Annotated in this window: 22 protein-coding genes; 3 read left to right on the plus strand and 19 right to left on the minus strand. The window is 54.8% G+C overall.

Features of this window, described 5'->3' with window-relative positions; genetic code table 11:
• Nucleotides 1-24 precede the first annotated feature (24 nt).
• The 7 genes from aspA to BAA01_16000 all read right to left on the minus strand — a co-directional run bounded on the left by aspA (nt 25) and on the right by BAA01_16000 (nt 8,475).
• A complete protein-coding gene (gene aspA, locus BAA01_15970; protein ID OUM90342.1) occupies nt 25-1,404 on the minus strand; it encodes an aspartate ammonia-lyase in 1,380 nt (459 codons plus the stop codon).
• An 81-nt stretch (nt 1,405-1,485) separates the two neighbouring features.
• Nucleotides 1,486-2,118 (minus strand): hypothetical protein, encoded by a 633-nt coding sequence (locus BAA01_15975; GenBank protein ID OUM90343.1) that lies wholly within the window; start codon nt 2,116-2,118, stop codon nt 1,486-1,488.
• A 105-nt stretch (nt 2,119-2,223) separates the two neighbouring features.
• Entirely contained in the window at nt 2,224-4,941 is a 2,718-nt protein-coding gene (locus BAA01_15980) for an aconitate hydratase 1 (protein ID OUM90344.1), read from the minus strand.
• 243 nt (nt 4,942-5,184) lie between these two features.
• Nucleotides 5,185-6,513, minus strand: a complete 1,329-nt coding sequence (locus BAA01_15985; protein ID OUM90345.1) for a hypothetical protein — start codon at nt 6,511-6,513, stop codon at nt 5,185-5,187.
• On the minus strand, nt 6,500-7,060 hold the full coding sequence (locus BAA01_15990; GenBank protein OUM90346.1) for a hypothetical protein: 561 nt from the start codon (nt 7,058-7,060) through the stop codon (nt 6,500-6,502). Before BAA01_15990 ends, BAA01_15985 begins: the two co-directional genes overlap by 14 nt.
• Before the next feature lie 120 nt (nt 7,061-7,180).
• On the minus strand, nt 7,181-7,441 hold the full coding sequence (locus BAA01_15995) for a cytoplasmic protein (protein ID OUM90347.1): 261 nt from the start codon (nt 7,439-7,441) through the stop codon (nt 7,181-7,183).
• A 119-nt stretch (nt 7,442-7,560) separates the two neighbouring features.
• The gene (locus BAA01_16000; protein OUM90348.1) at nt 7,561-8,475 is read right to left on the minus strand and encodes a hypothetical protein; all 915 of its coding nucleotides are present in this window, start codon (nt 8,473-8,475) and stop codon (nt 7,561-7,563) included.
• A gap of 230 nt (nt 8,476-8,705) precedes the next feature.
• Here BAA01_16000 and BAA01_16005 point away from each other — a divergent pair, with 230 nt between their 5' ends.
• Nucleotides 8,706-9,602: a hypothetical protein gene (locus tag BAA01_16005; GenBank protein ID OUM90349.1), complete on the plus strand. Its 897-nt coding sequence runs from the start codon at nt 8,706-8,708 to the stop codon at nt 9,600-9,602.
• 98 nt (nt 9,603-9,700) lie between these two features.
• Here BAA01_16005 and BAA01_16010 read toward each other — a convergent pair whose 3' ends face one another.
• Nucleotides 9,701-10,285, minus strand: a complete 585-nt coding sequence (locus tag BAA01_16010; GenBank protein ID OUM90409.1) for a hypothetical protein — start codon at nt 10,283-10,285, stop codon at nt 9,701-9,703.
• Between the two features lie 848 nt (nt 10,286-11,133).
• Between BAA01_16010 and BAA01_16015 the strand changes: the two genes are divergently transcribed.
• A complete protein-coding gene (locus BAA01_16015; GenBank protein ID OUM90350.1) occupies nt 11,134-11,922 on the plus strand; it encodes a methyltransferase in 789 nt (262 codons plus the stop codon).
• Nucleotides 11,923-12,099: 177 nt separating this feature from the next.
• Nucleotides 12,100-12,585 carry a thioesterase gene (locus BAA01_16020; protein ID OUM90351.1) on the plus strand — a complete coding sequence of 162 codons (486 nt, stop codon included), beginning with the start codon at nt 12,100-12,102 and terminating at the stop codon, nt 12,583-12,585.
• Nucleotides 12,586-12,667: 82 nt separating this feature from the next.
• Here the strand turns inward: BAA01_16020 and BAA01_16025 are convergent, their stop codons facing one another.
• The 11 genes from BAA01_16025 to BAA01_16075 all read right to left on the minus strand — a co-directional run bounded on the left by BAA01_16025 (nt 12,668) and on the right by BAA01_16075 (nt 24,202).
• The gene (locus tag BAA01_16025) at nt 12,668-13,306 is read right to left on the minus strand and encodes an ABC transporter (protein ID OUM90352.1); all 639 of its coding nucleotides are present in this window, start codon (nt 13,304-13,306) and stop codon (nt 12,668-12,670) included.
• Nucleotides 13,303-14,925, minus strand: coding sequence for an iron ABC transporter (locus BAA01_16030; GenBank protein OUM90353.1), 1,623 nt, complete (start codon nt 14,923-14,925; stop codon nt 13,303-13,305). Before BAA01_16030 ends, BAA01_16025 begins: the two co-directional genes overlap by 4 nt.
• 46 nt (nt 14,926-14,971) lie before the next feature.
• Nucleotides 14,972-16,066 carry a Fe(3+) ABC transporter substrate-binding protein gene (locus tag BAA01_16035; GenBank protein OUM90410.1) on the minus strand — a complete coding sequence of 365 codons (1,095 nt, stop codon included), beginning with the start codon at nt 16,064-16,066 and terminating at the stop codon, nt 14,972-14,974.
• Nucleotides 16,067-16,171: 105 nt separating this feature from the next.
• Nucleotides 16,172-17,584 carry a hypothetical protein gene (locus BAA01_16040; protein OUM90354.1) on the minus strand — a complete coding sequence of 471 codons (1,413 nt, stop codon included), beginning with the start codon at nt 17,582-17,584 and terminating at the stop codon, nt 16,172-16,174.
• Between the two features lie 162 nt (nt 17,585-17,746).
• Nucleotides 17,747-18,073 (minus strand): hypothetical protein, encoded by a 327-nt coding sequence (locus BAA01_16045; GenBank protein ID OUM90355.1) that lies wholly within the window; start codon nt 18,071-18,073, stop codon nt 17,747-17,749.
• Between the two features lie 35 nt (nt 18,074-18,108).
• A complete protein-coding gene (locus BAA01_16050; GenBank protein ID OUM90411.1) occupies nt 18,109-19,854 on the minus strand; it encodes an ABC transporter in 1,746 nt (581 codons plus the stop codon).
• Nucleotides 19,855-19,937: 83 nt separating this feature from the next.
• Entirely contained in the window at nt 19,938-20,858 is a 921-nt protein-coding gene (locus BAA01_16055) for a ribonucleotide-diphosphate reductase subunit beta (protein OUM90356.1), read from the minus strand.
• Nucleotides 20,859-20,924: 66 nt separating this feature from the next.
• Complete coding sequence (locus BAA01_16060; GenBank protein OUM90357.1) at nt 20,925-21,275, minus strand: sterol-binding protein; 351 nt, start codon at nt 21,273-21,275, stop codon at nt 20,925-20,927.
• 54 nt (nt 21,276-21,329) lie between these two features.
• The gene (locus BAA01_16065) at nt 21,330-22,472 is read right to left on the minus strand and encodes an acetyl-CoA acetyltransferase (GenBank protein OUM90358.1); all 1,143 of its coding nucleotides are present in this window, start codon (nt 22,470-22,472) and stop codon (nt 21,330-21,332) included.
• A 50-nt stretch (nt 22,473-22,522) separates the two neighbouring features.
• The gene (locus tag BAA01_16070; GenBank protein OUM90359.1) at nt 22,523-23,365 is read right to left on the minus strand and encodes a short-chain dehydrogenase; all 843 of its coding nucleotides are present in this window, start codon (nt 23,363-23,365) and stop codon (nt 22,523-22,525) included.
• A gap of 45 nt (nt 23,366-23,410) precedes the next feature.
• Nucleotides 23,411-24,202, minus strand: coding sequence for an enoyl-CoA hydratase (locus BAA01_16075; GenBank protein ID OUM90360.1), 792 nt, complete (start codon nt 24,200-24,202; stop codon nt 23,411-23,413).
• Nucleotides 24,203-24,231: the final 29 nt, after the last annotated feature.

Consider the following 24,231-nt stretch of genomic DNA (forward strand, 5'->3'; position numbering starts at 1 on the left):
ATGCATAGGGTTGGGCAGCTGCGGCTAGGTCAGGCGTTCGTATCGAAACAGCTCCTCCAGCTCTTCCGGCGGAAGAATACCTGACTCCCGGACCAATTCTCTCACCGTCCGGTTTTCTTCCAAAGCCCGCTTGGCCAACGCGGCGGCCCGCTCATATCCAATCACTGGGTTCAGCACCGTGGCAATGGCCGCCGAACGCTCCAGCCAATAGCGGCATTGCTCTGCGTTCGCTTCAATCCCCTTGACGCAACGCTCCGTAAAGGCATCGATGCCATTGGCCAGAATCTCCAACGCGTGCAACAGGTTAAAGGCGATCACCGGCATCATGACATTGATCTCCAGCTGGCTGCCCATTCCTGCCGCGGCAACGACCGTATCGCATCCGATGACCTGGCTGCAGACCATGTACAACATCTCCGCCATCACCGGATTCACTTTGCCGGGCATGATCGAGGAACCGGGCTGAACGGCGGGCAAGCGGATCTCCGCCAGGCCGGTGCGCGGCCCGGAGGAAAGAAGGCGCAAATCGCTGGAAATCTTGATCAGGTCAATCGCCAAATGTTTTAAAGCACCGCTCACTCGAATCGCGCCATGCGTGTTCTGCATGAAATAAAACCGGTTCTCGGGCAGGCAAAAAGGAAGCCCCGTCCGTTCGGCCACCTGCTGGACGGCCAGCTTCGGATAATCGGGATGGGCGTTCACCCCGGTTCCGACGGCATTGCCGCCGAGCCCAATCGGGTACAACTCTTTCAGGACCTGTTCCAGTTGCGCGATATTGCGTTTCACCGTAACGGCATAGCCGCTGAACTCCTGACCGAGGCGAATGGGCACCGCATCTTGCAAATGAGTGCGGCCTGCCTTGACAATCGGCTGAAACGCCTCCGCTTTTTGCGCCAACGCTTCATACAACCGCTTCAGGGAAGGCAGCAGCCGGTGGAGCATCTGCTCTGCCGCCGCGATGTTGATGGCCACATGTATCGTGTCGTTGGTGGACTGGGCCATGTTGACGTGATCATTGGGGTGAACCAGCCGGGTGTCCCCCACCTGGCCGCCGAGCAGTTCGGCGGCCCGGTTCGCTATCACTTCGTTGGCGTTCATGTTCTGGGATGTTCCCGCACCCGCCTGATATACATCCACGACAAAATGCTCATCCCAACGGCCCTCGATCACTTCTTCGGCGGCCCGGATAATCGCTACTGCCCTCTTCTCGTCCAGCATGCCCACCTGCCGATTGGCATAAGCGGCAGCCGCTTTGATGATCCCTTGGGCACGGATAAACACCCGCGGAAGCTTGAGGCCGCTGATGGGAAAATTCTCCCGCGCCCGCTGCGTCTGCGGCCCGTAATAAACCCCCTCCGGCACGCGCACCTCTCCCAATGTGTCCCGCATCGTCCGATAGCCCATACTGGCACCTCCGCAAAGAATTCAGCTTGAGGGGTTGTTTTTCACGCCTAGTATGTGCCATCTTCCTCGTTCTCATCGTTTTTACATCGCGCCATCCTCTCCGGCAGGCGCCAGCGGGACATATTGCGTCACCAGGTAAAGCGATACGGTGCTTTCAATGGCGGCCGCCAGGAGCAACAAACCGAGCACCAGATTGATCGTCAAAGGAAGCTGCGCAAACAGCCCGCGCCAGGTCAGCTGCTGCGGTTTCCGCCGGGCAGCGGGGCGCAGGAGGCGCAAGAATGACTGCCAGACCAAAAGACCCAACCGCATGCCAAATGCGGCGGCCAGCAAAATGGCCGGTATTTCAAAAATGCCATGCGGCAGGATGCCCAATAGGAACATTTTCCAAGGCGATTGCCCGGCGACGGCCAGCGATTGCAACAAATAGCCGATCGCCATGCCATTGAGCAGCAACCCGTACACCGGGTACACCCCAAAAAGCAATCCGGAGAGGATCAACACCAGCGAAGCCAGCGCATTGTTGACGAAAATCCGGACAAACAGTTCCGGGCCATGCTCCACCGGACCCACTTTCCGCTGAATCTGTTCAAAAAACTGGTGCATCCACTGATGCAGCTGCTCAAAATAGATGACCCCCAGCAGCATGCCCAGCGCAAAGGCGCCGAATCCGGCCGCCAAAACCAATCGCTGCTCCTGCAAGTATTGTTTCAACCGTTGAACCAGGATAAATCACCTCTTTCTTTCGCAGAAAAAAATGCCTGGCGTAGAAAAAAACTGCCTGGCAAACCAGGCAGTGCACCAATCCATGCCATTTGTTTATGCGCTTTTCTCATTGGCCAGGTTGCGCAGGACGGTCTGCAAAATCCCGCCGTTGCGGTAATATTCCACTTCGACCGGCGTGTCAAGACGGGCCAGCACTTCAAAGGTGATCTGGCTTCCGTCCGGACGGGTGGCCTTCACCGTCAACTTCTGCTGCGGTTGCAGATTGTCATCGATCCCCAGAATGTCAAACTGCTCTTCACCTGTCAGGCCGAGCGATTGCCAGCTCTCCCCGTTCACGAATTGCAGCGGCAACACACCCATACCGACCAGGTTGCTGCGATGAATCCGTTCGAAGCTCTCCGCAATCACCGCCTTGACGCCCAACAGGTAGGTGCCTTTGGCCGCCCAGTCGCGGGAGCTGCCCGTTCCGTACTCCTTACCGGCCAGAACCACCAGCGGCGTGCCGTCGGCCATATACTTCATCGCCGCATCGTAGATCGGCAGTTGTTCGCCGGTCGGCAGGTAGCGGGTATAGCCGCCCTCTACGCCGGGCACAAGCTGGTTCTTGATCCGGATGTTGGCAAAGGTGCCCCGCATCATCACTTCGTGGTTGCCGCGACGCGAACCGTACGAGTTGAAGTCACGGGGCTCCACGCCACGGGACTGCAGGTATTTCCCTGCGGGGCTGTCTTTCTGGATGCTGCCCGCCGGGGAGATATGGTCCGTCGTCACCGAGTCACCCAGCACCGCCAGGGCACGGGCGCCGCGAATTTCAGCCAGCGGCGCCGGCTCCGGCGTCAGATTGTCGAAGAACGGCACGCGCTGGATGTAGGTGGATGCTTCGTTCCACTCGTACATTTGGCCGCCGGTTACCGGAATGGCGTTCCAGGCTTCGTTGCCGTCAAAGACCCGTCCATAGCGTTCCTTGAACAACTCCGGCGTCAGGACGCTGGCAATCGTCTCCTGGACCTCTTTCTGGCTGGGCCAGATGTCGCGCAGGTACACCGGCTGTCCATCCTTGCCTTGCCCGATCGGCTCGTTCAGCAAATCGATATCCACCGTGCCGGCCAGCGCATAGGCCACCACCAGCGGCGGGGAAGCCAGGTAATTGGCCTTGACTGCCGGGTGAATCCGTCCTTCGAAGTTGCGGTTTCCGCTGAGCACGGAAGCCACCACCAGATCCCCCTCGGCAATCGCCTGCTCCACCTCCGGATCAAGCGGGCCGCTGTTGCCAATACATGTGGTGCAGCCATATCCTACGGTGTAAAAGCCCAGCTTTTCCAGATAAGGCGTCAGGCCAGCCTTGTCCAGGTAATCGCTGACCACCCGGGACCCCGGCGCCAGGCTGGTTTTCACATAAGGAGCCACCTCCAGCCCGCGCTCGACCGCTTTTTTCGCCAAAAGACCGGCACCAATCAGCACGGAGGGGTTGGACGTGTTGGTGCAGCTGGTAATCGCGGCAATCACCACCGAACCGTGCTTGAGCGTGGCAGTCTTCTCCTTGACCTTCAGGGAAGAGGTGCGTGCGAGATCCTTTTCTTCCAGGGAAAAGCCGCGCTGATTGATGGGAGCGGTCAAAGCCACCCGGAACGATTGCTTCATCTCCGACAGGCGAACTCGGTCTTGAGGACGTTTTGGTCCGGCCAGGCTGGGCTCTACAGTTGAGAGATCCAGTTCCAGTGTGTCGGTAAAGACCGGATCCGGCGTTTCGTCCGTGCGGAACAGCCCTTGTTCCTTCGTGTAGCGCTCCACGGTCTGAACCAGTTCCTCGCTGCGTCCCGTCTCCCGCAGGTAACGCAGGGTCTCTTCATCGACCGGGAAGAAGCCCATCGTCGCGCCATACTCCGGCGCCATGTTGGCAATCGTCGCCCGGTCCGCAAGGCTGATGTTGCTGAGGCCCGTTCCGTAGAATTCGACAAACTTCCCGACGACACCCTTCTCACGCAGCATCTGCGTGATGGTCAGCGCCAAGTCGGTGGCCGTAGCGCCTTCCGGCAGCTCTCCCGTCAGTTTGAATCCGATGACTTGCGGCGTAAGCATATACAGCGGTTGCCCCAGCATGCCGGCTTCCGCCTCGATGCCGCCAACACCCCAGCCCAGGACACCCAAACCGTTGATCATGGTCGTATGGGAGTCGGTCCCGACCAGCGAATCAGGGAACAGCACCGTCTCGCCGTCCACTTTGCGGTCCTGAACCACTTTCGCCAAAAATTCCAGGTTCACCTGGTGCACAATCCCGGTCGCGGGCGGAACGACACGGAAGTTTTCAAAGGCGCTCTGCGCCCAGCGCAGAAACTCGTAACGCTCGCGGTTGCGCTTGAATTCCAGTTCCATGTTGTCCACCAGCGAGCGGCCCGAGCCATAGAAATCGACCTGGACGGAGTGGTCGATGACCAGATCCACCGGAATCAAGGGATTGATCCGCTTTGGATCCCCGCCCATCCGGGCCATTGCGTCCCGCAGCGCAGCCAGATCGACCACTGCCGGAACACCTGTAAAATCCTGTAAAATGACGCGTGCCGGCTTAAACGGCACCTCCCGGTTTGCCGGATTGGCCGCATTCCACTTGGCCAGTGCGACCACATCATCTTCCGTAATCTGAAAACCGTCTACCTGGCGCAGCAAACTTTCAAGCAACACCTTGATCGAAAAAGGCAGGCGGCTGACGTCCGCAATATTCTCCTCCGCCAACCGGTTCAAACGGTAGATGATTGCAGAACCACCCGGCGTCTGGAGGCGGGCACGTGCGCCAAACCGATCCTGTTTTGCCATGGTCCGGCCCTCCTTCATTGACGATTCGCTTGCTTTTTCTGTCTTTGGATTGATCGTACTTGGGATTGATCGTACTGCTTTTAAGATGGATTACCACAGCTAAGTTTATCACAAATTGAATTGGCGTCAAGTTTTTTAGAACGGCGTTTCATTGTACGGAACACCTGACGGGTAGCGCCAAAAAAAAAAAAGACTCCCCCAACCGAGGAATCCTTTTCCATATGCCTGCCATATGCCACCGGGCTAATCACCCGCAATCCAGGTGATCATCGTCCATTTTCCGTCCACCTTGCCAAACACGGCCCGATACCCCAACGGTTCCACCACGTACTCCGCCGCGACAAATCCCGGCTTCCCGGAGGGGAGGATGACCGCTTTCCAGCCGGGCTTGTCGTATTTCGTCAAGTCCTTTGGCATCCGCACCAAGAGATTGCTGACCTGCTCGATCACTTTTCCATCCATCGACGGGGCACTCCGCACATTCACGTTGCTGCCGACAATCGCCCTGGCGCGGTATTCGTCCGTGCCGGCCGGCAGTTCTATCGCAGGCGCCCGGAAATATTCGCCGTCCTTTTTTGCCCCGTATTTCAGCGCCTTTTCCAGTTCACTCCAAATCGGGGAGGCTTCCGGATTGGTTTTCAGCTTCCACATCTCTTCCAGATCGCGATACCCCTTTTGCCCGCCAAAACTGAGGTAAATCTCTGGTGACATGGCCTTTTTCAGGGCAGACACGTCCCGTTCCTTGACCGCTTTTTGCAGCGTCTTAAAATAGGAAGAAAACTCCTGATCCTCCTCACGCTGATCCAACACCCGAACCGACTGGGCGGGGTATGCCTCTTCCGTCGGCGGCAAGGGAGCTGAAACGTCATGTTGCACAGGCGTATCCGGTGAAACTTGCTGCTCAACGAACTGAAGGGGGATGGTGAGCTCGTTTGCGCGCTGCCCCGCCTGATTGGCATATAGGATGAGCAATCCGTTGGGACTGGTGGGTTTTTGTTTCAGCTTTACCTTGAGAACAAAAGGCTGCCATTCGGTCCCTTCGCCATCCACCTGCAACGTTCCGGATGCCAGGATATCGTGGCCGTCCTCCACTTCATAACGCAACTGTCCCTGGCTGTCCGCCTCCGGCCCCTGCTTCACTTCGCCGGTCACCTCAAATTCGCTTCCGACCTTCAGCGGGGAGGCGGGCAACTGTATGTGGAACATCTTGTTCTCCAATTTTACGGCTGATGAATCTTCCGTTTCCTTAGCGGTTTCACCCATGATGCTGATTTTCTCGCCGGGTTGTCCGGCCGGGCCTTGATCCAACGCTGTACTCCCATCCCCCTGCAGCAGGTTGTTCAGCTGGGGTGCCACATAGATGATGGCAACTGCCGCGGCAGCCACCGCCATCCCTTCAAGCGTCCGCCGTATCCGCTTGCGAAAGCGAACCTTTCTCCGTTCTTCGTGCAGGGTGGCCAACAGGACCTTCATACTTTCTTCCAAATATTCTTTGCGCGGCAAGACTTCCACCTCTTGCAACTGGTTTTTTATCCACTCCTGCCAATGGTCCCGGCCTTCATGAGTACTCAACGTTCATCCCTCCTTCCACCACTTGTCTCAGTTGGCGCATTGCCCGGTAATGCAGTGATTTTGTGGCTTTTTCCGAGCGGTTGAGGATCTCGGCCGCCTCCCGCAGCGAAAAACCTTCCAAATCCACCAGCAGAATGATGACCCGATAGTCGTCAGACAATTTTTGCAGATGCCGAATCAGTTCCTCCTTGGCTTCTTCTCTCAGCACTCTCTCCTCCACCGTATCAAAACGATCATCCATGTGGATCAGGTCTTCCTGCGGAACAGTCATCGTCAGGCGTTTCTTTTTGTACGTGCGCAGCTCATCCGTCAGGCAATTGCGCACAATGGTAAACAACCACGTCTGAAAGCGGGATTGGCCACGAAAGCGGACCAAACCCTTGACCACTTTCATAAAAATATCCTGGGTCAGTTCTTCCGTACGCTGATAATCTCCGATTTGAAGATAGACGTAGCGGAATACCTGATGAACATATTTGTGGTACAACTCCCGAAACGCATCGTCATCCCCTTGTTTGATGCGTTCGACAAGCTGCTCATCATCCACCGGTTCATTCCTCCTTGGGGGCACAACTTTTATATGGATAGACGAGAAAAAAAACCTTTTGGTCGCAGGATTCTCCCTAAAAAATAAAAAATCCCCCCTGAGGGGGAATTATGATGGCCTTTATCGGCTCCGGACGAGCAGGTCGACCGCTTCCTTGATCGCTCCCGAGGTATCTTCTCCCTTGGTGATTTCTCGACGAATGCAGGCCTCCAGGTTTGTGCTGACCACGACCCCGATCGCCCGATCCAGCGCGTTTCTGACAGCCGACATCTGGCTGACAACCTCTTTGCAGGATTTGCCCTCATCCATCATTTTCAGGATGCCCCGGATTTGGCCTTCAATCCGTCGCAGACGGTTCTTCATCGATTGTGAGTACTCCATGTCGACACCTCACGTCCTGGCAGGCTTTCTTTGTCCTTATTATACCCCGATAGGTACAACGCCGCAATCCATTCCTCTTTGTCCAAAATAAAAAAACAGGGCGCCCTACATGGCATCCTTCATGAGGATGATCCGTCGCCCGTACCCTTGTTCGGTTGAGGCATGGTCTGAGGCATGGTCCCCGTTTGGGACGGTTCCGCTGGTTTAGGCGCAGGCAGGGAATGTCTTTCCGCGCCCTGTTGATCCGCTTCCGACGGAGATTGTTTTTCCGAATGTGCCGGGGATTGCCGGGTTCCATGTGTCGGCTGCATCTCCTGTTTCAGGGCTTTCATCTGTTTTTTGACAGCCATTTGGATCATTTGTTCCAAGGCCGCCTTCATTTTCGGATCCTGCATCATCACGAGCATCAGATCCGCCATTTGCGCCTTGCGGCCGGCATCATGGACAATCCCTGAAAAGGTGTGCAGCGTATCGTCCATCAGACGGGCTTTATGACGCCGGGATTGGAGAATCGCATCTTGCACATTGAGCGTATGATCCAGAAGTTTCTGGGCGTAAGGTTCTTTGAGCATCTTTTCTTGCTGGGACAAGGCCTGTTCCATGACTTTGTCCGGGTACACCCTGGCGGTCAGCGCCCGCTCTTCCAATCCCTGCAGGAGAAGATGGTTCCGCACTTCTTTTTGCCGCAACGCTTCCGAACGGGCTTTCAACTGGCTTTCGATGAGCCGGTTTCGCAAGTCCGGTTCTTCCAGCAGCCACTTTTGTTCCTGGAGCATGTTGCCGAGAAATTGCCGCCGCAGGTTGGCATCTTCGCGCATCACCCGGGTACGGCCCTCGGCAAAGGACTTCTGAATTTCTGCTTCCATTGCCAGTTTCTTTGTCATCTGACGGGCTTGCTGCTCCATCATTCCTCCCTGCGTTCCCTGCTGCTCGGGCCGTTGTGCAGGCGTGCAAGCGGACAGGATAAGCAAAAGGAGTGAAAAAATATACAAGGATATGAATGTTTTTTTCCTCGTTTTTTTCCTGCTGTTCATTCCAAACCCTCCGTCCCGCTATGTTCGCCTCTCCATATGGTCATGCGTATTATCCGCTTCTCCGGCATCATGTTATACGCCCCAACTTTTTCTTCCTCTTCAACGTCTCGAAGCAGCAAGCCATTTTTCCGCTTTTTCTCCACTTTCTTCTGAACGATTGAAAGAGAGTCAAAGCGGACAATCTAACATGCAGCACCATATGGCAATCGCTGATCCAGGAGGAGGGTTGTATGCATTTCGCACCAGACCAGAGCAGCCAGAGACGGGACATGATCAAGCCCCTCTGCTTGCGAGAGCGTGATCTGTTTTTCCGTTGTTGGCTACCAACAAAAACAGCCCCGGAAGCACGGGCGATTCTCATCCTGATTCATGGCGCAGGCGAGCACTCAGGTTATTATATGGACCTGGCACCCATCTGCCAGCAGCACCAATTGATCTACGTCACACCCGATTTGCGGGGTTTTGGACAATCGGGAGGGACTCGCGGCCATGTCAATCGTTTTGACGAGTATTTGGAAGATCTGCATTATCTGGTCCAGCGGATCTGCACCTGGTTTCCAGACAAACCGGTCTTTCTGGCGGGCCATAGCCTGGGGGGGCTTGTTGTCATTCGCTATGTTCAGGAATACAAGACCGGAATCAGAGGAGGAATCATTTCCGCTCCCGCACTGGGATTGCGCTTTCACCTTCCTTATATGTGTAAGAAAGCTGTGGAGCTGGTGTCTTGGGTGCGTCCCACTTTGCCGATTAACGCAGTTTCACTGGCGATGCGCTTGAGACATTTGCCATGGTTTCAATTTCTGCGCCCTGATCCGAATAAACTGAAACAGGATCCGTATTCCACGTTTCATTATACTCCACGTTGGTTAAGGGAACTGCTGCAAAATGGAAGCCTCGCACTGGCCAACGTGGTTCGCTACGTCCTGCCCACCTTATGCGTTTACTTCGAACAAGATCCGATTATCGATTCTACCTTGATCCGTCAGTTTTATGAGGCAATCAACACAGAAAAAAAAGCCTGCATCGCATTACCGGAACGATCCCATGATTTAAGGTCCCATCCTGAAAAACCAAAGATTTTTCAAACCATGCTGCAGTGGATGACCGAGGTGGCTGCAGAACCCTAGACCCATATCACCTTAGACCCACATCTATATAGCATGCCCAAAAAAAAAGCACCCCAGCCTTGAACAGGGTGCGAACCGAATTGGTGATGTTATCGTCATCATTGCACCGGCAACCCGGCAAGTTGATAGCCCGCCTCGCGGATCTGATCAATCAGTTGCGGCAACGCTTGCAGCGTCATCGGTTTTTCATGCAACAAAATCACCGCACCAGGGTGCAATTGGGATATCACGCGCTGGATGATTTGCGCTGGAGTGACGCCCTTCTCCCAATCCCGCGGATCGATGCTCCATAAGATCGTTTTTAGTCCCAGTTCATTGGCCACACGGTCGGTATTGTTGTCACGCGCACCGTAGGGTGGCCGTACGTAATGGATCTTGGAACCGGTCCACCTCGCGAGGATCGCCATGCCTTGCCCGATCTCCTTCTTCTGTACCTGATAAGGCTTGCCGGTCAACTTTTGGTGACTCACGGTATGTGTGCCAAACAGCATCTTCGACTGCTGCATCAGCTTGATAAGATGCGCAGAAGGGGGAGCATATCCTCCGATCCAGAAAAACGTGGCAGGTACCTGCTTTTCGACCAGAACCTGAACAATTTGCTCCAGATAACGCGTCGGACCATCATCAAATGTCAGGTAAACCACTGGCTCGTCGACAGGCAGCCGCTTGACGACAGCCGGCAGCTGTGCCACCGACCACTGTTTCCGGGCTGGGGCGCCAACGGCAGGAACCGCATCCGGTTTCCCGGATTTGGGGGCTTCCTGCTGCTTCTGACCGGAACCGTCAGCAGGCTGCCCCTTTGCTGGCGTCTGGCGTGGAACGGATGCACCGTGGTTTCCTTCAGGAGGCTGATCAGAGGCTGAGGCGGATTTTTTCGTCTGCTCAGGCGCCGCTTCTCCTTGAACGGAGTGGTTGGCTTTTCCTCCTGTATTTTCCGCCACAGCATGTTCAGCTTGTTTTGTACCCCTGTTTTGCACCCCGTCCCCCGGTTTCGCCTCTGACGCCGCGTCTCGATTTTCCACCGGCTTTTCCTCGCCGTCTTTGGGCGCTTGCCGATGTTGGCCAGTCGAATCGTGGCCCGAACCATCCCCTCCTTTTTCCGTCTCAGCGGCAGGAACAACCTCATCCGTAAAAGGCGGCGGCACCTCCGGGTTGCCGCCGGGTCCTGAATGTGCCGTCAACCTGGCCGCAGGCACTTTATCACCAGGAACAAAGTGGTGATAAAAAATGAACCACAACAGGCTGCCCATCAGCAAAAGGATGCCCAAGGCAAGCCATGCCAACATAACCGATCGCCGAACCGGGCGATCCCCCCAACCGCTGTCTTCCCCCATCCTTCTCCTTCTCCCTGTCAGAATGTACTCACTTTCATTTTATACACACATAGACGAGGGATGATAGCAAAAAGTTGCACCATATGACAAAATCCCCCTCCGGTTTTAAAATCTTGGCACCAAGTCACATTGCCCAAAAGATGGTATAATTGTTTCAACTAATCATTCCCTTCCTGCATCAGAAAGGAGCCCTTTTCATGTCACAAGCGGAAAAATCACGCGTTCAGCGGCAATTTGGCCAAAATGCCCAAAAATACAGGGATGAACCGCTCTTTGCCGCAGGCGAGGATCTCGGCCACATGATTGAGGCGGCACAGCCGGGAGGCGAGGAACGCCTGCTGGATGTCGGCACAGGCGCCGGACACACCGCCTTGGCCTTCGCGCCACATGTCAGCCAGTGCATCGGCCTTGACCTGACAGAAGAAATGGTGCAAATCGCCACCCAACTGGCCGACAAACGCGGCATCCGGAACGTTGCCTTTCAGACAGGCGATGCCGAAGCGCTGCCTTTTCCCGACGCCTCCTTTGACCTGGTCACCTGCCGGCTGGCCGCCCATCACTTTCCCAACCCGGCTCAAGCTTTGCGAGAAGCGTCTCGCGTGCTGAAACCGGGCGGACGCCTGCTGCTGCTTGATCACTACGCTCCGGAAGATCCGGAACTGGATCTGTTCATTAACGAAGTAGACCGCACACGGGACCCGTCACACGTCAGGGAATACACCCTGGATGAATGGGAGCGGTTTTTCCTCCAGGCCGGTTTGACCTGCCAGACCATCCTGCGCCCGGACCTGGAACTGGACTTTGAAAAATGGGTGGAGCGGGCGCAAACCCCGCCTGAAGGGCGCACACGACTCATCCACATGATGCAGACCGCCTCGCCCAGCTGCAAGGAAACCTTTTCCATCCGCCTGGACGCACAAGGACAACCGCTCTCCTTTTGTCTGAAGACAGCGCTTTTCGTCGGAAAGAAGGCCACTCACCACTAATGCCGGATATCCCGCAAACGCTGAAAAATGCGCGCGATAAGATTAAATATTCTGGATACCGAATGCGGAAATCATGAAGTGATCGCATTCCTTGAAAGCCATCATTCTTTATCAACAAAAACAAAAAGGCTGAAAAACGTAAAACAAATCCGCGTCATTGGTTAGGAGGAAACAAGCATGACCCAAGCACAGCCGCCGCGTTTTGAGCCGCAAACGCCGGATTTCGCCGAGCGGGTGAAGGAAAGCTTCACTCGCCAGCGCGTCATGCACCTGATCGGCGCAGAACTGTCCGAGGTCCAGCCGGGGCTGGTCAAGATCCGGCTCCCCTTTCGCGAGGATCTGACGCAGCAGCACGGCTTTCTTCATGCAGGCGTGATTACCACCATTGTCGATTCTGCCTGCGGGTATGCTGCCTTCAGCCTGATGCCGGCAGGCGCCTCCGTCCTCACGGTGGAATACAAGCTGAATCTCCTGGCACCCGCCAAGGGGGAGTGGTTTCTCGCCAAGGGCGTTGTGATCAAGCCGGGCAGAACCGTGACCGTGTGTGAAGGGGAAGTGTATGCGATGAACGGAAGTGAAGAGGATAACCCGCCAAAGCTGATTGCCACCATGTCGGCCACGATGATCACCTTGCTCGACCGGCCCGGTGTGACGCCGGGATAAACACGGGGCGCGGTTCGTGTGGGAAACCGGGATGTTCAAGTGAACACCTGTGACATGAACCCAGATCAGAGGATTCATTCAGCTATTCATTCAGCGACACCGCCCGGTCACAGATGGCCTCCACATCCTCCTTGTCGTGCGTGACAAAAATACAGGTCGTGGCCGACTTTTTCAGGATCTGCCGCAGCTCTTCCCGGATAGCCGTCTTGAGATCGGCATCCAGGTTGCTGAACGGTTCGTCCATCAACAGGATCGACGGCTGGGGGGCCAGCGCCCGCGCCAATGCGACCCGTTGCTGCTGGCCGCCACTCAGCTCATGCGGATACCGCTTCTCAAACCCTTTCAACTGAACCAGGTCCAACATCATCTCCAGCCGCCTCTGCCGCTCCTTTTGCGGGAACCGGTGCAAGCCGAAAAGGATATTTTTCGCCACCGTCAGATGCGGAAACAGCGCGTAGTCCTGAAACACCATACCGACACCGCGCCTCTCGGGTTCGACAAAGGTGTGGGAATCAAAAACCGTTCTCCCGTCAATCCGGATCCGGCCGCTTGCAGGAACCTCCAGGCCGGCAATCAGGCGGAGCAGCGTGCTCTTGCCGCTGCCGCTGGGTCCCAGAATCCCGACAATCTCCCCCTGTTCCGCGGAAAGGGAAAAGTCCCGGATGATGGGTTGGGAAGGGATATAGCCGAAGGTCAGTTGATCCATCTCGAAAAAGCTCATCGTTCCTCTTCTCCCCTGATTGATAAAATCCAGACCGAAATCATGCTGATGCCGATGATCAGCAAAGACGGGATGGAGGCTTCCATAATTCGTTCATCACTGGCATACTGGTACGTTTTCGTCGCCAGCGTTTCCAAGTCAAACGGCCGCAACAACAGCGTCAACGGCAACTCCTTGACGATCTCCACAAACGAGAGGATAAACCCGCTCAAAAGCGCTCCCCTGATGAGCGGCAGATCCACCTTCACGAAGGTGGAGGTCATGCCCAGTCCGAGCAGACGGGAAGCCTCATGATACTTGGTTCCCACCTTTTCAAACCCGGCTTCCACCGGATGCAGCCCAATCGCCAGAAACCGGATGACATAAGCCACGATCAGCATCACCAGCGAAAGGCTGAGCACCAGCTTGGATTCTCCCCAGCCAAGCCAGGCATAGAGCCATCCCAGGCTTTGATCCAAAGCGATAAACACCGCCAAAACACCAATCGCCACCACAGCACCCGGAATGGAATATCCCATCGCGATCATCCGGGCCAGCACATGCGTCCACCAAGCAGGCCGCAACCGGCAGACATTGGCCACCACCACCGCGAAAAACATGATGAAAATCGTGGCGATGAACGAAACCGACAGCGTCTGATAGACGATCCGCCAAAAAGACCCGTTCAGCACGTCGGCATAGGTCCACGTGGCCCAGACGATGAGCTGCATCACCGGAATGGCGAATGACAGCGCAAAAATCAAGAGACAAAAGAAAACGGCGGCCCACGCCGGCAAACCGCGCAACTTTTTGGGGGCCAGCGGTCTGGTTCTGCCGCCGGCAACAGCAAACCGCTGCCGTTGCCTGAGCAGCCGCTCGATGATCAACAATCCGATCATCGCGCTCATCAACCAAGCCGCCAGGCGAATCGCCGAATCCACGTCATACATTCCGAACCAGGTCTTGAAAATGGCAGTTGTAAAGGTTTGCAGGCCAAAATAACTGCTCACGCCGTAATCGTTCAGCACTTCAAAAATGACCAGGCTGAGGCCGCCGACAATGGCCGCACGCGAGACGGGCAACACCACCTGAAAAAAGATCTGAACGGTGTTCTTTCCCAACAGCCGGGCATTTTCCACCAAAGAAGCGCTTTGCCGTTCCAGAAAGGTCCGCGTGATCAGGAACACATAAGGAAACAGAAACATCGTAAAGATAAAAACAGCGCCCTTCATCGACATCAGGTCAAAATACTTCTGATCCAGGACGATGCCCCACTGGTTCCGCAGCGTGCTCTGCACCACGCCGGTATAACTCAACATCGTACTGTAGGTATAGGCAGCGATGTAGGGCGGGATCGCCAGCGGCAAGACAAATCCCCAGCGAAAAAAACGCCGCAATGGAAAATCATACGCGGCAACCAACCAGGCCAGTGTCACCCCAATCAGTACGGTGAACAGCCCGGTAAACACAACCAGCCCCAGCGACTCCAAGATATAATCCTTCAACAGATATTGCTTGACGTGTTGCCAGTTTTCGCCGGGAGGTTGAAACAAATGGAATAATATGTACAAATTCGGCAACAAGACAACCGTCACCCCGATCAGGCTGACGGTTGTCCAGCTGTTCAAAAGCCTCTTCATCACGGTTCCCTACTTTGTTGATATCTGCAACTCCTGGCTGCTCATGTCATTTCCAGCCCACTTTTTGGAAGATCTCAATCGCCTTCCGGTTATGCTCGCCCAGCTTCGCAAAATCAATCTGCTGCGCCTTGAATTCACCCCAGGACTTCAGAAGCTCCGGCATCTCAGCCTTTGGATTGACCGGAAATTCGAAGTTGGCCTGCGACAACTTGCTCTGTGCTTCTTCACTGGTGAGGAACTCGATCAGTTTAATCGCATTATCCTTGTTTTTGCTGTGTTTCGTCAAGCCGATGCCGCTGATGTTGATGTGCGTACCGGTCGTCTTCTGGTTCGGGAAGATCACACCCAGCTGCTCCGCCACCTTCACCTCTTCCGGATCCTTGGAGTGCAGCATCAGGCCGAGGTAATAGGTGTTCATGATGGCCACATCACCCACACCGGCGGCAATCGCCTTCGCCTGGTCGCGGTCACCGCCTTCCGGCTGGCGAGCCATGTTCTGGACAATGCCGCGCGCCCATTCCTCCGCTTTTTGCTCGCCATAAAGCTCGATAAAGGAAGCCAGCAGTGACTGGTTGTACCGGCTGGTTGACGAACGCACCAACACCTTGCCCTTCCATTTGTCGCTCGTCAAATCTTCATAGGTGGAAATCTCCTCCGGCTTGACGCGATCCTTGGCATAAACGATGACACGGGCCCGTGTCGAGACGCCAATCCAGTGATTGTCCCGATCCCGCAACTGTTGGGGCACATTCTGATCGACAACCGCCGACTCCACCGGCTGCAGGATGCCATTCTTCTTGGCTTCGTTCAACACGCCCCCGTCCACGGTAAAAAAGAGGTCGGCCGCCGTGTTTTCTCCTTCCCGCTTGATCCGTTCAATCAGCTCCTCTTCTTTGCCCTTGACCGTGTTCACCTTGATCCCCGTCTGCTGGGTAAACATCTGAAACAGTTCATCGTCGATTTCATAATGCCGTGCGGTGTATACATTGACCACCTGGTCCTGCTGCTTGGCCGCATGCTGCTCGGATGAACCCTGATCCGCCTGCTGCTGTTCTGCGGGCTGGCCAGCGCCGCATCCGGCCAGCAGCGCCATCACCATGATACCGCTCAGGAACAAGCCGATGATTCGCCTGTTCATCACCGCTTCCGCCCCCTCTTTTTCATGCAAATGAAAATCATTATCAAACCACAATTCTGATGCTATCAACCCGCTTCGTTCTTGTCAAGACAAAAAAAGGAGGAAGGCTTATCGATCGCCCTCCTCCTTGGCCGGTCTTGACCACGCCGCTTCGGAAACACCAGCGGCTGTCTCCCGGCCCTCAGCAGTTTGAACAGGCAAATCACCAGGCATCATTTGCGTGGCATTTTGCTTCCGCCAGCGAATCCAAATCCGCTCGATCCGCGAACCGTCCATTTCCTTCACTTCAAAATGCAAGCCGTTCCAAACCACCACGTCACCTACCTCGGGCGGTTTCTTCAACTGAGCAAATACCCAGCCACCAATGGTGTCAATATCCGGAGCCGGGATGGAAAGGTGCAGCAACTCTTTCAGATCCTCCAGCCTGAGCCGGCCGTTGACGGAATATCCATGATCGATATTTTCGATTTCAGGCCGTTCCTGGTCGTACTCATCCTGAATTTCGCCGACCAACTCTTCCAGGATATCTTCCACCGTGAGCAAACCCGCTGTTCCACCGTATTCATCCATGACAATGGCCATCTGAGCGTGTTTTCGTTGGAGAATGTTCAACACCGTGCTGATGGGCATCGCCTCCGGCACTGTGACATGTTCCCGGACAATGGCATGCAAATCACGCTGCCCGGATAAAGCCAGGTGATACACATCCTTGATATGCACAATGCCGATGATATGATCCTTGTCCCGTTTGCAAACCGGGTAACGGGTGTATTTCTCTTTTTCAATCACGGCCAGATGCTCTTCAAACGATTGTTCAATATCCAAAACCACCATATCGGTACGGGGCACCATGATATCCTTGGCCACAAGCTCCGTAAAGTCAAACACATTGTCCACCAAAGACGCCTCGGTCAGTGAGATCAACCCTTGCTTGTGGCTCTTGTTGATGAGGAGCAGGATCTCTTCTTCCGTATGGGCATCCTCATTGCCGGCCGGCCCCAGTCCGATGAGGCGAAGAAGCCCATTGGCGACGTTGTTGAGAAACCAGATCAGGGGATACATCACCCGGTAGAACCAGACCATCAGCGGCGCCGACCAGAGAACCGTAGGCTCCGCCCGGCGGATGGCCATCGATTTGGGGACCAGCTCACCGAGAACAATGTGCAGCGAGGTAATCAGTATAAAAGCGATGAGAAAAGCGGTGGTGTGAATCACCTGAGCCGGCAGGCCCAACGGGGCGAGAACCGGTTCGATCAACCTGGCCACGGCCGGCTCGCCAATCCATCCCAGACCCAAGGAAGCCAGCGTAATCCCCAACTGGCAGGCCGAAAGATAGGCATCCAGATTGTCTGTCAATTGCTTGGCAAACCTGGCGCGCCGGTGGCCTTCCTCAACCAGCTGCTGGACGCGTGTCTCCCGAATCTTGACCATCGCAAACTCGGCAGCCACAAAAAAGCCGTTCAGGAAGACGAGAAATAATACAGCAAAAACATTGAAAAGAACTATAAATGGATCGTCCAAATCTTTTCCTTAGCGAAAGCCGCTAAGGAACCCACCTCCTGAAATGCTAGATTGATTCACATTTTATCATAAATCGAAAAGCGGTGCACTGCGGATCGATGGCGAAAATGAAAAAGCTGCCTCTTAAGAAGGAGCAGCGCATGGTTTCGGGAGCATGTTTCTCTATTTCTTCGGCACTTTTTCCAATTTTTCGCCCGTTTGATTGGCGCCGGAACTTAAGGCGTTCAAATAAGCCTGCCATTCATTTCTCACGGCCAATCCCATCTTCATCAACCACAGGATGATCGGACGTGTTGAATGGTCATTGAGGAAGACATCAAGAAACGCATCTTTGATTTCCTCCTTCCGCCCTCGGACGCCATGATCTTTGCCGTTCAAAAGATGCTCTTCCAAAATCCGGTCGATGACCGGACTTCCAGGGCCGCCGCTTTGCCGGTAAAACGCTTCGATTCTTTGGGACATCAACAGTTTTTCCTGTTCTTGGCTCAATGGGCCACGCTCCTTTCGTCAACATCCTTTCGCCGTCAAAATCGGGCTCGTTGTTTTTTCGTGCGGAACAGGCGCCACAGCGAAAACATGATCAGCGCCACCGAAGCGATCAACCCGATATTGGCAATTGTCACCTTATCCAATCCCAAAAAGGTCCCGTCCGGGACGCTTGCGATCACAAAACCGGTCGTAAGAATCACGGCCACCGTAATCAGGCCCAGCACCACACGGTTGACGATTTGGTTCAAGGTATTGCGAGTCACCGTATCTGATTGGACTTGGATATTCAAACGCAATTTGTTGTCTGCCAGGTGCTCCATAATTTTATTGGCACGGCGCGGAAAGGTCGTGAACAGTCGCGACGTTTCCACCAACAGGCTGGCGTTGGCCCGGTAGTCGAAGCGCTTGCTTAACATGCTCTTCAAAATCGGAATCTCATACGTCTCGACCACTTTCCCGTACGAGATCTCCGGGCAAAGCCAGCGGGCCACTCCTTCCGTGGCCGAAAACCCTTTGGCCCAAAGCGCCAGCCCGCTGGGAATCCTGCAATAGTTTTTCATGCTGATCCGGATCGCTTCCATCACCAGCCGTCCGTAGTTGTAGCGTTTATGGCCCTGATATGAATCGACATAATGGAGAACCAGCGTTTTCAACTCATCTTTCAGCTTCACAATATCGGTATAAATCGTGGGCACGTTGACTTCCGTAAGGATGTCGACCGCATCGTCGATTTGATTCAATTGGGCATGCATGATGAACCGCATCAAATTTTGTGCCACGATGCTGTCCATCCGGCCTGTCATGCCCCAATCAATGATGACCGCCTTTTTTCTGTGTTTATCGATGATGATGTTCGACCCGTGTGCATCGGCGTAATAATGCCCATCCAGCATCGTTTGCACGTACAGATGGATCAGATCCACCATGATCTTGACCCGTTCTTCAAACGCCAAAAAATCAACCGGAAAATCCTTGATATGCCAGCCATCAATGTATTCCATGAGCAGGAGATTTTTCGTCGCGCCGTAAACTTCGGGAACGTCAACATATTCCGTGATGTTGCGGTACTTTTGCATTTCCATGCATTTCCTGGCCTCTTCCCGCATGTCCAACTCATCCATGGCGCTGCTGTAATAATCTGCGACCATCGTGTTCATATCCACTGCGGCCGACAGTTCAGGCGGCAGGCGTTTTTGCAATTTCGTAACCATCTTTTTAATGACCGTGATATCCGTCTGGAACAGTTTCTCCACGGTCGGACGCACCACTTTGAGCGCAACGGTCCGGCCGTCTTTGAGGCCGGCCTTATATACTTGCGCCAGTGAAGCGGACCCCAATGGGGCGGTGTCGATCCATGCAAACGTCTCCAGTCCTTCAGGGAGCTCCTCTTCAATGACGGCTTGAATTTTGCGGAATTCGATCGGAGGAACCTGGTCCAACAGCTTCGCCAATTCCAACGTGACCGGATCCGGCAACATATCCTGCCGCGTCACCAGCACTTGGCCCAGTTTAATGAACGTCGGCCCGAGTTCCTCAAAAGCAAGACGCATCCGTTCCCCGATCTGCCTCAACCGCTCCTCTTCCGACTTGGTCCGCTTTCGTTTCCCGAACAGCTTCCACAACGCGGCGTCTTTCAATAAGTACAACAATCCGTGCTTTGCAAGCACGGAAATGATTTTCCTGCGCCGTCTGGCGAGGGTGATCGCTGCTTTTTCTTTTTCAATTTCGCTCCGGGCAGCATCCAACTGGATTCTTTGTTCCTCCGTAATGGGTCCCTGAATCGTCTTTTCTTTTGCAATACCCAATATTCCGACACCTCCTCCGCGTATGGAGAGGGTCATGCACGCGACGGATGCCCCCTCTTCTATGCTGATTCCTCATCGATGTCCATGACCGCATCCAGTTGAGCCGCATTCTCATATTTTCTGGCCCGCTCGATTTTGCTCATGCGGATGTGATACTGTTTGTTCGCGTAATCTTTCATCAAATCCGGATCAATGACCAATGAGGTGTTTGTCCACTTCTGTTTCCGTTGTTCCGCGGCCAAGGAAGTTAAATATTCCACGACACCGAAGGCGTGGGGCCACAACTCCTCCATATAACGGACAAAAGCTTGATAGACGCTGTCATTTCCGGCAATCAGCCGCTGAATCGTATAGATGCCGAATTGAATATGGCGCCCCTCATCCAGATTCAAATAGTCGATCCCTTCTAAAATCCCCGGCAGCAGGCCCGCTCTCTTGAAGATTTGCCGGAAGGCATAGTACCCCGTTTCCGCAAGCGTCCCTTCGACAATCAGGTTATACACCGCCGCCGCCCGGATCACGGCCTCCGGGGAATCGTCTGTGTGCAGCCGATCCATGGCCCTTGGCAGCTCTTCGTAAAAGATTCGTTTGTAGCTGTCGCTGTGAAAAACGGAAAGATCCATATGCCCGACACCGACGGCCGCTTGCCAGCGGGAAAACATTTCGGTGTGTTTGGCCTCATCGTGCAAAAACGTGGTCAAAAACAGCGTGTCTTCCAGCCGCCCCTGCCGTGCCATCGCCTGAATCATGGGCAAAATGTCCAGGGTCACCGCTTCCTCCCCAGCCGAAAAAGAGGAAACCAGCGCGACGGCGGTCATCTTGTCATCGGCACTCATTTTTTGAAAATCTTCCTGATCCTGGCGAAAATCAATGTCCGCCGGATTCCATTTCCCGTTCCTTTTCGCCTTCTCATACAACCGGTACATGGGCGCGTCCCAATTGATTTGATCGACGACGGTTTGAAATTTCACGTGAATCATGTTTACCACTCCCTATGAATGACCTTGATAATAGAATTGGGGGAAGGGTGCCGCCCTTCCCGAAACTTAAAATGAAAATGAACTCAGCAGCCCTTGCAATTTCAGCGCCACTCCCAGATCCCCCTGAATGGTCAGCCGGCCGCTCATGAACGCTTCCGTCGCATTGAGCGATCCCGCGATCAATTGCCGGTAATCTTCCGCGTCCATTGCCAGGATGCAATCCGCTTCCTTTTCCGTCCCTTCCACCGCCCGGGCGCCTTGGTCGTCGATGATGATCTGATAAGTCCCGCCGTCGTCGCCCGTCAGGTTAAACTGGTATACGCCGCTTGCCCCCTCGGTGGCGGCAGGGTTGGTTTGCAGCGCGGCATGGATCATTTGAAAAACCTCTTTCATGCTTGGCTTGTTGGCGTTGGTCATGGTCCTATTCCCCCTTGATTTGAATATTAAGAATGACTATGATACAAGCAGCTATTACAGCCGCTCAATGACGGTGGCCGTCGCCATGCCAAAACCGATGCACATCACTTGAAGCCCGTATCTCCCGCCTGTATCCTCCAGCTCATGAAGCAATGTCGTCATGATCCTCGCGCCACTGGCCCCCAGGGGATGCCCGAGCGCGATCGCGCCCCCGCGCGGGTTCACCTTGCTCATATCCGGTTCCAATTCACGTTCCCATGCTTTCACCACGGAAGCGAACGCTTCGTTCACCTCGATGACATCCATCTGGTGCAGGCGCAAACCCGCCTTATTCAGCACCTTTTTCGTCGCCGGAATGATGCCGGTCAACATGATCACCGGATCGACGCCGACAACGGCCCGTGCGACAATCCGCGCCCGCGGTGCGAGCCCCAGTTCCTTCGCCTTTTTGTCCGACATCAGCAGCAAACCGGCTGCGCCGTCACTCACTTGGCTCGAATTGCCCGCGGTCACAACACCGTCCCGCGGTTGAAAGGAAGGTTTCAAGGCGGCCAGCTTTTCCATCGAGGTGTCCCTGCGGATGCCTTCATCTTGATCGAACGTGCGACTGCCGTCCTCCGTTTTTATCTCGATCGGAAGGATTTCCCTTTTAAATTGCCCGCTGTCGGCAGCGGCTGCGGCACGCCGGTGGCTTTCGAGCGAAAACGCATCCAATTCCTCGCGGGACAGGTTCCATCGTCTGGCAATCATTTCAGCGGAAATGCCTTGCGGGACAATGCTGTATCGATCGGTCAAGTGTTTGCTGAATTTCCCCATATCACTGCCCATCGGTACTCTGGTCATGCTCTCAACGCCACAGGCGATGGCGATGTCCACGTCTCCGGCGATAATGGCCTGTGCCGCAGAGTGAATCGCCTGTTGGCTGGACCCGCACATGCGGTTCATGGAAAACGCCGGCACCTCTACCGGAAATCCGGCCGCCAGCGCCGCCATGCGGCCGATGTTGCCGCCTTGCTCCCCTGTCATGGTGACACACCCGGTCACCACATCCTCCACATCCCCCGCTTCAATGCCGTTTCGCCTGACCAACTCTTGAAGGACAGGCACCAGCAAATCCACAGGGTGCATCTTCGCCAGCGTCCCGTTTTTACGGCCGATGGCTGTTCGTATGGCGTCCACGATGACGGCTTGTGTCATGATACGACCTCCTGAATGCGGTATAGGATCATCCGGCAGCACAACCGCTTTTAAAAAGTAAACAGTTCAATGCCGCCGGAAACGTACAGGCCGATGCCAGTGATGTACTTGGCTTTGTCCGATGCAAGAAAGGTGATCGCGTTGGCGACATCTTCCGGTTCGCCGGGCCGTTTAAAAGCTGTTCGTTGGATCATCCGCTCGTTCATCTTCGGATTGCCCATCTTGAACGCTTCCGTGGCAATGATCCCGGGAATAATGGCATTGACCGTAATGCCGTACCTGGCTCCTTCGAGAGCCATGCTTTTCGTGAAGCTGAGCAATCCGCCTTTTGTTGTGGCATAGCTGGCCTGACCAAATCCCCCGATCGTTCCTACAATCGAAGCCATGTTGATAATCCGGCCCCACCCTTGCTCCTTCATGTACGGCCACACCGCTTTCGTGCAGTTGTAGGTGCCGGTCAAATTGACTCGCAAATCGCGTTCCCAAAGATCGTCATTCTGTTTTTCAATCTGCGAAACGTGATCGAGCGTCCCGGCGTTGTTCACCAGAATGTCGATGCGCCCGAATTCTTCTTTCACTCTGGCCATCACTTCTTTGACCTGCTCGCGATTGGTGACATCCATTTTGATCGCAAAGGAACGCCGTCCCATGGCTTGTATCTCTTGCGCGGTTTTTTCTGCGTACACCACTTTCGTGCTTTGCATCACTTGCGCGATGGGCCCGTACTTCTTTGCTTCCTCTTTGATGCTCTCATCCGATTCAATCAGGATATCGGTGATCACGACGTCCGCACCGGCTTCCGCCAGCGCGAGCGCGTCCGCACGTCCCAGCCCCCTTGACGCCCCGGTGACAACCGCTACCTTTCCTTTCAACAGTTCCGCCCAAGATGACATGCAAAGTCCCCACCTTTTTTTGAAAAAGTGTTATTTTCTTTACGTTCAACGGATAAATTGGGGTTGTTTCTTTTGGAAAAAGGCGGCGAGTCCAATGATCGGTTCTCCCGTCTTAAAGGTCTCGGCAAACGCTTCCGCCTCCATGCGGAGCCCCTCTTCGATGGGTCCATCGGCGGCATCGATGGCACGCTTGGCCAATCCCATCGCCTTGACGGCGCCTTCTGCCAGCTGTTCGGCGAAAGCCGTCGTTTCCTCTTCCAGGCGTTCAGGCGGGACCACCCGGTTGATCAGCCCCATTTGCAACGCCTCTTCCGGTTCCAATTGCTTGGCCAGAAAAATCAATTCCGTTGCCTTGGCTCGTCCCAACAGCCGGGTCAAGCGCTGGGTGCCGCCGGCTCCCGGGATCAGTCCGAGCGAAACCTCGGTCAATCCGATCCGTCCTTTGGACATGATCCGAAAATCGCATGCCAAGGCAAGCTCACATCCCCCGCCAAGCGCGTGTCCGTTGATCGCTGCAATCACCGGTTTGGGCATTTTCGCAAACCGGTCAAAACAAGCCTGCATTTTGGCGCTTTGCCGGGCGATGGCATGTTCATCCCCGACATACTTGCTGCTGTTTTGCACCATTCCTTTTAAATCTGCACCAGCCAGGAACGTTTTGTGATGCGCGGAGGTGATGACAACGACGCGCACAGCGTCATCCTGACCAAGTTCTGCCGCCGCCGCTGCCAAATCATGCATCAGCTGATCGTCAATGGCGTTGGCCGGGGGGTTGTCAATCATGATCCAGACAACGCCCTTGTCTCTTCTGTCCATGCGGATGGTCTGATAAGACACGGTGTTCCTCCTTTGCTTGCAAAAGAAAA

Source organism: Bacillus thermozeamaize, assembly GCA_002159075.1.
Lineage (GTDB): Bacteria > Bacillota > Bacilli > ZCTH02-B2 > ZCTH02-B2 > Bacillus_BB > Bacillus_BB thermozeamaize.